The organism is Endozoicomonas sp. YOMI1 (assembly GCF_024606345.1).
Lineage (GTDB): Bacteria > Pseudomonadota > Gammaproteobacteria > Pseudomonadales > Endozoicomonadaceae > Endozoicomonas.
On sequence record NZ_JAHHPM010000475.1, the window covers coordinates 1 to 5,971 of the forward strand.

The window sequence follows — 5,971 nt, forward strand, 5'->3', positions numbered from 1 at the left end:
CAGAGTGACTGACAACTTAGTCAGAAATATATGATTTCATTTGGTTAACTACTTACATACTGAAACCAGACAGCCTGTAGCTATCACTTTTAGATTAATAATTTCCAGTAATTTTTATAGAACTATGGAACTATTTTCTATCAAGGCCATCTAACCATATAAAAACCGGATAACCACTTAATTAAATCATGACCATACCAGCACTACCATCATCGCCTACATCAAAATATACAACCTCTGGAAAAAGTCTATTCGACATAAAACAAGAAGATAATAAATTTTTACCAGAAACTGAACAACAGTATGATAGAAAACATATCAGTTCGTTCACAACCATAGAAAATTATCAAGGTACTAGTAAATTGCCTGTAGAGGCTTTTTTAACTCATTTGCCTGAAGCTCTACAACTCGAATTAAATACACTTAAAAAGTACTGTAGCTTCAATGATAACCTTGTTGAGATACTCAATGGCAATGGAGTTTTCTACAACAGACTGATCATTTTATTAAAAAAAATAGATCGTATTATGGCTCAAAATGGCTTTTCAGATCGACACAAAATTAAGGTAGAGAAAACGATAAGCCAGTTATTGACTGGTGGAAAATTAGATTTAGTCAATGATATCGGAAGAGAACTTAATCATTTAGAAGAATATTATCAATCCGGAAGCTGGCTTCCCAATCCTGAAGACAGATCCTTATTCGATCAAGACGACGAAAACCCTGATGCACAGTACGATTTAGGTGATTTTTTCCCTAGATGGATGAAAGAAACCGAAATAATCCCAGATATTCTGACATCAACAGCAACGCTAGCTTATTGGAACTTTCGACATTCACAAAAAAATAATGATAAAGGGCGACTGTCCGACAATCTTATCCGTCATAAAGATAAAAGACTTTTCGACTGTATTCGCAAGCTAAGAGAATTAAAAGCAGCCTTTCATAACCCGGATAATAGTACTTCCTCCTCACCATCGAGCTTAACCAAGTTTCATATTGATGCCATCGCTTCACGCTTTGATTATGCCGATAAAGTAGCCAACGCAGAAGCAGAGACCAATTCTGATTACAGGACTTACTACTGGGATGATCAAAGCCCTTGCACTCAAAAGCAGAAAAAACAGGGGAGCAAGCAGCGATCAGATACAGTTCAGGCTGCCGAGCAAACGTTAAATGGGATTGCAAAATACAGCCCTACCTCCTCTACCAGCAGTTTTGTTGAAGAAGAAAGCAACAAGCCTATCAACCAAACCACAGACTGTTCAGCAAGAATACGCCGTCCTAATCCAAAATATCAGAAATCTTCTGATAATGTTCAAATGGTCACTGAGCCCAAAAAGGGAAAGAAAAAGAGAAAGAGAAAGAGAAAGTGCACATTTGTATCTTCTACTTTAGACAATAAATTTTCCAGAATGGAAAAGGAAAAATTATTAAAAGAAACTGGCATCCCGGAACTCGAAACAACCATCAAATCAGTACTTGAGGAGAAAGAGCAAAAATTAGTTACAGATCCAAAGCTTACTACTCTCGAAGGCTGTGATAAAACCAGCTATCACCAAGAGCGTGCAGAAGTAATAGCAGCTCAAGACGAACTTAGCAGACTATATGACGCGTGCCGCCAACATTTTGGAATAAGAAAATCATCCTTTAATGGTGACATGAGTACAAAATCAGTATCAATTAAATCTGAACAAAATAAAATTAAAGAAAGTCGTAAATTGAACATCCCGGAACCCAGTAAACCTCCATATATAGATAAACCAACCACCTACATGAGTACTTCTGACAGAAAACCAAATTTTTCTGAAGCTCAAAATGCCTTGATTACCATGTTAGAAAAATCCAGAGAGCTATCATTGAAACCTGCAATGGAACCTGAAAAACTACGCGGCCATTCTCAAGACTTTGGGTATGCTCCTACCTGGCAACCCTTATCCACTGTTTTGAAATTTCCTATGCCTTTCCTGACAAAGCTATTTACAATAGAAGGTAATGAAAATCCAAAAGCTACAATAAAAATAAAAGAGAAAGTACCGGAATTGGTTAAAGATATTAAAATGATCATAAATTTATACAGGCATAATTCAACCGTCTGGTGTCCAGATGTTGCCAGAGAAACGCTAAATCCAGTCATACAAAAAGTCCGGGAAGTTCAGCTCTGTTTCCCGGAAATAATAAATGCTTTTAAAAATAAGCAACATGATCTATCTAAATCAAACCATCACACAACAGAAGATATCAACAGAGCAGAAGATCAACTGAAAGAGCTTCAAAAAGCACTCGCAAAAACAGCTATAGTGCTATCTTCACTTGAAGATTTCAGCGCATATTTAAAGAGTGAAAAACAACAAGAGCTCTACAATCGTCTTTTAAAAGCTATGGCGGAATGGAGTTCCTGTATAGCAAATACCTCTGAGAGCCTATTTCCAGCCCCCCCTGTACGGATCGGTTAAACAGATTCGTCTCTACCCACCTCCCACGCCCCCGTGGGAACGCATACCCGAAACTCAATGTCAATGCGAAACTTGAAGAAGTTTATTTTCTTAATCCTGAACAGCTCCTGTTGCAATATCTATTACCAGTGCAGATTGACAGGAATGAATAAGAAAAGTTCATAACAGACATTCATTATTTTTTACATTTTGTAAACAACAAATGTCGTTTAATAATCAATACGAAATAACAAAATACTAATGACGTTTTGTTTATCGCCGTATTTTTATCAAAAACCGACTCACTAAAAGGTTTCTGATCATTTTTTTGCGGTATTGAAAAAAGCAGCTATTTTAGGCGCTATAATCAAGCGAGAGAGCTGAGAATAATTTGGCTTCTTTGGGGAAGCCCCAAAATTGTTTTACCGTCAGTCGCTGGCCGCAGTTGTCGGAAGTAACTGAAGAAGAAGTCAGAATAGATGGTTTCATATCGCCGGCTAATTATGTCTTTTATTTCAAATCAATCATCCGGGTAGACGACAATGAGTAAGTCACGGGATTCTTCTAATGATGCGCCTGAGAATCCAGAGAAAGAATTTATCGCTGTTATCACCTGCAGTCACGCTGGCAACACCTGCCCAGCGATTGCCGGTGCCTCGTTTCCCATTGCGCTCCCCCGGGCAGACCCGAAGTAGGCAGATTACACCCCGGAGGCAACCCGTCGTTACGACGATAGCGTCCGGCATATTGGTTCAGAAATGCTAAATCTGTTTGCTCGCTTACCATACGACCAGATATGAATCATCAGGAGTATGACCGGAATGAATTATCTGAAGGGCTTTGCCGGAGAGTTTATAGGTACGTTTATCCTTGTTTTATTTGGCTGCGGTTCAGTGGCTGTGACGGTGTTATTTTCTGCCCATGCCGGGCTCTTTCAGGTGGCCATGGTCTGGGGGCTGGCAGTCACCCTGGCGATTTACGCTACCCGTCGTCTTTCCTGTGCTCACCTTAATCCGGCCGTGAGCATTGCCATGGTGATCATTCGCCGGATGTCCATGACACTACTGCCCTGTTATCTGATTGCCCAGTTTACCGGGGCATTTGTGGCAGCAGCCCTGCTTTACCTGCTCTTCTCCAGCTCAATCATGCAGTATGAATTAACCCATAACATTGTCCGTGGTACCGAGTCATCCATAGCCAGTGCCATGATGTTTGGTGAGTATTACCCCAACCCGATGGCCGGACAGGTCGCCTCCGTATCCACTGTCAATGCATTTTTTGCCGAGTGTACCGGCACCTTTGCCCTGGTCTTTATGATTCTCGTCCTGACCGAAGGCTGCAACACCGGACGACCGGACCAGGCCCTGGCGCCCCTGTTTATCGGTTTAACCGTTGCCGCCATTATCTCAATTATTGCGCCACTGACCCAGGCAGGACTCAACCCGGCCAGAGATTTATCTCCCCGACTGCTGGCCTCACTGTTCGGCTGGGCGAGCGCAGCGTTTCCCGATAAGCATTATGGTTTTTTGACGGTGTATGTTGCGGGTCCGATTACCGGGGGAATTATGGCCGCTTTATGTTTCACGGGAATTGTGGAGCCGCTGATGAAGAACACGACAGTTGAAGAACATATAAAAATTGACAAAACAACTGCACCGGGCAAATAGCAACCCTTTTTCATGTACATTAAACTAAGGTGATAACGATGAATAACCACTCCAGTAATCATCAGGTCCTTAAAGACTACTATGGCCGTATTCTTGGCGGAACCAAGGATCTTAAAACCAATGCCTGCTGTTCCGATCCCGGTACCATGCCAGCCCCCGTCCGGGATATCCTGAAGCAGATCGACCCGGCCATTACGGACCGCTTTTATGGCTGCGGATCGCCTATTCCATCGGCCCTGGAAGGATGCCGGGTACTGGATCTTGGCTGCGGTACCGGCAGAGACAGTTATATCGTTGCCAGCCTGGTGGGAGAACAGGGCCATGTTATCGGTATCGATATGACCGATGAACAATTAGTGGTGGCCACCGGGCATGTTCCCTCCATGATGGAGAAGTTTGGCTTTCGGCAACCGAATGTCGACTTCAGGCAGGGTTATATTGAAGATCTGCAAACCCCGGGGATAGAAGACAATTCCATTGATGTGGTGATTTCCAACTGCGTGATCAACCTCTCGCCCCATAAGGAAGCGGTATTCAGGGAGATTTTCCGGGTACTGAAACCCGGTGGCGAACTGCTTTTCAGTGATGTGTTTGCTGGTCAGCGAATACCGGCCCCGTTAAAAGACGATCCGGTGCTGATGGGGGAATGCCTCAGTGGTGCACTTTATATTGAAGATTTCCGTCGCCTGTTAACCGGGCTGGGTTACCCGGACTACCGGTTGCTTTCTGCCAGCCCGATCACCATTGCCAACCAACAAATCGAACAGAAAATTGGCAATATCGGTTTTCAATCCCTGACCGTTCGAGTGTTCAAACTGGATAACCTTGAAGATATCTGTGAAGACTATGGTCAGGTGGCCATTTACAACGGTACCCTGCCGGAACACCCTCACTTTTTCCAACTGGACGACCATCACCGGTTTATCAATGGCAAACCGATGCTGGTCTGTGGCAATACCGCGGCGATGGTGCAGGATACCCGATATGGCAGCCACTTTACCGTGCATGGCAACCGGAAGACCCATTATGGCCCTTTTAACTGTCTCCCGGCAGTTGGTGATAATGGGACTGACTGCACGGCAGGCAGTTGCTGTTGAGAGGGGCAGCCCTACCCACTGGTCCATGAACCTGATAAATTACCAACCCGGAAAATTGGTGTTTTTCATCGTCTTTTTCCACTTTCAAATGGTGTTAACCGGTTGCCAAATGCCCATAAAACCATCCACTGGGTTCTGCATGGTACTGACCACTTGCCCCAATCAACAGGAAGCTGACACCCATGCCCGGGCCATCATCGAAAAGCGTCTGGCAGCCTGCGTTCAGAGCAGTCCAATCCACAGCTATTATAAGTGGGAAGGTGAAGTTCAATCAGACCCGGAAGTTCTGCTTCGTATTAAAACCACCTGTGAGCGTTATCAGGCACTGGAGCAATACCTGAAAGCTGAACACAGCTATGATGTGCCACAGATTATTCAGATACCTATAGAAAGCGGCCTGCCAGAATACCTTGACTGGGTAAGGGAAGAAACTGTGGTCAACAGCCAGTAAAGACGGTCGGATAGCATTCTGCAGGAAAAAGGATTTTTATCCTTACTTGATTATTGAAATTCCTTTCGGAATTGTTTTTATACGGCTTTGCCGTATAATGAGTGTATGATTTTCATAGAAACCAGCCGCTTTACCAAATTGCTATCTGGATATTTATCGGATGATGAATACCGGGTATTGCAGTGGCACCTTCAACAGAAACCGGATTCTGGCGATCTTATCAGAGGAACTGGTGGTGTTCGTAAAATACGATGGGCACCTGAAGGAAAGGGCTTGTTGCAGTTAACGAAAACCTATCTATAGTTACTCGAACCTATTCAA

Annotated in this window: 6 protein-coding genes; all 6 read left to right on the forward strand. The window is 43.6% G+C overall.

All coding sequences use genetic code 11. The features are described from left to right. Positions 1-188: 188 nt before the first annotated feature. The 6 genes from KDK15_RS16700 (at position 189) to KDK15_RS16725 (ending at position 5,953) form a co-directional block, all read left to right on the forward strand. Positions 189-2,456, forward strand: a complete 2,268-nt coding sequence (locus KDK15_RS16700) for a hypothetical protein (RefSeq protein ID WP_257296523.1) — start codon at positions 189-191, stop codon at positions 2,454-2,456. A gap of 521 nt (positions 2,457-2,977) precedes the next feature. Beyond that, entirely contained in the window at positions 2,978-3,130 is a 153-nt protein-coding gene (locus tag KDK15_RS16705) for a hypothetical protein (RefSeq protein ID WP_257296524.1), read from the forward strand. Between the two features lie 126 nt (positions 3,131-3,256). Then, positions 3,257-4,102, forward strand: a complete 846-nt coding sequence (locus KDK15_RS16710; protein WP_257296525.1) for an MIP/aquaporin family protein — start codon at positions 3,257-3,259, stop codon at positions 4,100-4,102. A gap of 38 nt (positions 4,103-4,140) precedes the next feature. After that, a complete protein-coding gene (locus tag KDK15_RS16715) occupies positions 4,141-5,199 on the forward strand; it encodes a methyltransferase domain-containing protein (protein ID WP_257296526.1) in 1,059 nt (352 codons plus the stop codon). After that, on the forward strand, positions 5,165-5,650 hold the full coding sequence (cutA, locus tag KDK15_RS16720; protein WP_257296527.1) for a divalent-cation tolerance protein CutA: 486 nt from the start codon (positions 5,165-5,167) through the stop codon (positions 5,648-5,650). Before KDK15_RS16715 ends, cutA begins: the two co-directional genes overlap by 35 nt. 105 nt (positions 5,651-5,755) lie before the next feature. Next, positions 5,756-5,953 carry a hypothetical protein gene (locus KDK15_RS16725; protein ID WP_257296528.1) on the forward strand — a complete coding sequence of 66 codons (198 nt, stop codon included), beginning with the start codon at positions 5,756-5,758 and terminating at the stop codon, positions 5,951-5,953. Positions 5,954-5,971 lie beyond the last annotated feature (18 nt).